General features: G+C 50.1%; 2 protein-coding genes. Both read left to right on the forward strand.

Going from position 1 to position 2363, the window contains the following annotated elements; translation table 11 throughout:
• Positions 1-191: 191 nt before the first annotated feature.
• A complete protein-coding gene (locus QUB08_RS31645; RefSeq protein WP_333230225.1) occupies positions 192-1214 on the forward strand; it encodes an LLM class flavin-dependent oxidoreductase in 1023 nt (340 codons plus the stop codon).
• 306 nt (positions 1215-1520) lie between these two features.
• Positions 1521-2120, forward strand: a complete 600-nt coding sequence (locus QUB08_RS31650) for a nuclear transport factor 2 family protein (RefSeq protein ID WP_333230227.1) — start codon at positions 1521-1523, stop codon at positions 2118-2120.
• Positions 2121-2363 lie beyond the last annotated feature (243 nt).

Consider the following 2363-nt stretch of genomic DNA (forward strand, 5'->3'; position numbering starts at 1 on the left):
AGGCACAGATATTTTTCCTACAGTGAAGGTATGAAAATCCTTAGTCATCAAAGCCAGAACTGCGGAATGTGGGTTGATGATGGTTTAGGCGTTCTTTGCTGAGCGAGAGAACAGCAGCTTAACTCGTACAGCAAGGCTTTCTACTATTTCGGATTAAGTCTATTTCATTCGCAAAACGCTTGGGAAATGATATGGAAGTTGGGATTGACAGTTTTGCCTCAGTTGGAACGAGTGAAAATGGTGAAACGGCGGATGCCACGCAATCTGTCGCCGAACTGCTGGAGAGAATAGAGCAGGCGGATCGTTCCGGCTTGGATATCTTCGGTATCGGCGAGCATCATCGGCATGAATTTTTAGATTCGGCAAATGCAGTTATTCTCGCCGCTGCCGCCGCACGCACCGAGCGCATCCGTCTAACCAGCGCGGTTACAGTGCTAAGCGCGGCTGACCCGGTGCGCGTGTTTCAACAATTCGCCACGCTCGATTTAATTTCAAAAGGTCGCGCCGAAATGGTTGTCGGGCGCGGCTCGTTCACCGAAGCCTTTCCGCTATTCGGATTTAGTCTCGGCGATTACGACGAGATTTTCGCTGAAAAGCTGGAACTCTTGCTCAAAATTCGGGACAATGAAACGGTCGATTGGTCGGGCAAATTTCGCCCCGCGCTGGAAAACCAAGCGATTTATCCGCGTCCGCTGCAAAAGCCGTTTCCCATCTGGATCGGGGTCGGCGGTACACCGCAATCTTTCCGCCGCGCCGGAATGCTTGGACTGCCGCTCGTGGTCGCCATTATCGGCGGCGAAACGCACCGCTTTCGCTCGCTCGTAGATTTATACCGCGATGCCGGAGAGCGCGCTGGACACGCGCCCGAAACATTGAAAGTTTCATTGCATTCAATCGGTTATGTCGCCGACACGACCGAGCAAGCCGTTGAAGAATTCTTTCCGGGCTACGCCGAAACGTTCACTAAAATTGGCAGAGAGAGAGGCTGGCCGCCCGTTACGCGCACCGCTTTTGACGCGCAGCGCAGCGCGACCGGCGCGTTACTGGTCGGCAGTCCCGAAGAAGTGGCGGAGAAAATTCGCCGTCACAGCGAATCGCTCGGCGGCATTTCGAGAGTAACTTTTCAAATGGACAACGCGCAGATGAACCATGCCCAACTGATGCGCTCCATTGAATTGATTGGAATGCAAATGTCGCCACTCTTAAACAATTAAAATATGCGGGCATGGTTCAACTTAAGTTCCGCTAGGGTAACAAGACAGAGAAAACGGATATAAAAGTGGTTCTGCAAGTCTGTGCTGAATTGGTAAAAGCGGATTTTAGCGATCATGGACATTGCCTTACAAGTGGGATTCTCTAGTCAAAACTATTTGACGTAACAGTTTAAGCCTTTCACTGGAATGACCCCAAAGCAAGTTCGCTAACATCGTGAGAATCTGATAAATCATCGTAAGAATCTGAAAGAAGTCAAGCATTAGAACTCAATACACTCTAGATATGTAGAACCTGGAGAATTCAACGTGGTCAAAGAGCAAACTGTAGACAAACAAGCAAATGTACAGGCCACCCCCAACCTGACACCTGCTCAGGAAGCTTTACAAGCGGTCTGGGAAGAGCATATCGGGCACGAGTTTGGTACTCACAGCCCTGAAGATGCTCTCGCTACAATGGTTGAGGATGCTTACGTGAATCACATCCCGGTAATGACTGGGGGAGTAGGGAAACCGGCACTGCGTGAGTTTTATTCCAAGTACTTCATTCCACAGATGCCGCCGGATATAGAGCTGGCTCCGGTCTCGCGCACAATCGGAACCAATCAACTCGTCGATGAAATGCTGGTTAAGTTTACTCATACCCTCCAGATGGACTGGATGCTACCCGGCATTGCTCCGACCGGGAAACAGGTTGAAGTGCCAGTGGTCGCGATTATTCGGTTCCGTGACGGCAAGTTAGCTCATGAACACCTCTACTGGGATCAGGCGAGTGTATTGGTTCAACTCGGCATGCTTGATCCGCTGACACTGCCCGTTGTAGGGGTTGATAGTGCGCGCAAGGTGCTTGATCCGGGATTGCCCTCAAACGCACTGCTCGATCATGCCAGCGATCGCGACTCAGTGTAGGAGCCAGAAAACCTCAATGTCTAAACCCGCCGCCTACGGCCAGGATCGTTACTCATCTTGGTTGTAGATCGAGGCGCTTCTTGTTGCTGGCTCCTACACGTATTGCTGCCCACTGAGTTTTGATGCAAGTGACATAACTACTCACAAGAGGTAACTATCATGATGCTTAAACCCACATTCCGCAGGTCTTTAAATAGAATTGATGGTTATAAAATTTAAAAATTCAAGCCTGAAGAGATTACT

This window comes from Microcoleus sp. BR0-C5, assembly GCF_036705045.1.
Taxonomy (GTDB): domain Bacteria; phylum Cyanobacteriota; class Cyanobacteriia; order Cyanobacteriales; family Microcoleaceae; genus Microcoleus.

What these genes read in the sequence shown, in the direction of transcription:
- QUB08_RS31645 (WP_333230225.1), top strand. Translation starts at nt 192, where the DNA reads ATGGAAGTTGGGATTGACAGTTTTGCCTCAGTTGGAACGAGTGAAAAT.